General features: G+C 61.6%; 1 protein-coding gene. It reads left to right on the forward strand.

Going from position 1 to position 690, the window contains the following annotated elements:
* Nucleotides 1–72: 72 nt before the first annotated feature.
* On the forward strand, nt 73–690 hold a 618-nt coding region (locus tag NW844_RS13055; RefSeq protein ID WP_414336264.1), incomplete at its 3' end, for an AMIN domain-containing protein.

A 690-nucleotide genomic window follows, 5' to 3' on the forward strand; every position in this document is an offset into this window, starting at 1 on the left:
AAGCAAGAACACGCTTGGCTAACGGAGTGAGGTGTGAGGATGATGAACCGTCGAGTTGCCTGGGGATGTGCATTGAGCTTGATCCTTTCGCTGCCTCTGTTGGCTGTAGAAAGCCAACTTGAGGAAGCCGCCGCTCAGCAGTTGACCTCCGCCAATCCACAAAGCCTCAGCCGCATCACCGATATCCGCCTGGTGCCCCACGGCAACCGCATGAAGCTGGAGATCAACACCGCAGGGGGTGCCCGTCCACAGGTGTTCTTTACCCAACAGGGCCGGTCTTGGATTGGGGATATCACCAATGCTCAACTGGATGGCGGTCAAGGCCGCTATCGTCAGGAGTCTCCCTTGCCGGGAGTGCGCTTCATCGAAGCCAAGCAACTGGGCAGTGACAGCGTGCGGATAGAAATTGCCGGTGTTGCGGCAGCTCCCCAGGGCTTGCTGGCCCAGCGCAGCCCAACACAGTTGGTCTTCGAGTTTGAGGGCTTGCCCTCTGCCCCACCGGCTCCTGTAGCTGCCGCGCCCAGCCAAGTAGCGCCCAATCAACCGGCCTCGCCAACCCGACCTCAGCCTGTGGCCCCGCCGCCGGCTCCTGCCGCCCCTTCGGTTGCTCAAAACCCTCCTTCTCCCCAGGGAACAGCCCCTACTCCTCAGCCCCTTGCCCAAAACTCCTCCTCTTCCCCGCCAGCTCAG

The sequence above is a fragment of the Synechococcus sp. H55.2 genome (assembly GCF_047462495.1).
Classification (GTDB): Bacteria; Cyanobacteriota; Cyanobacteriia; order Thermostichales; family Thermostichaceae; genus Thermostichus.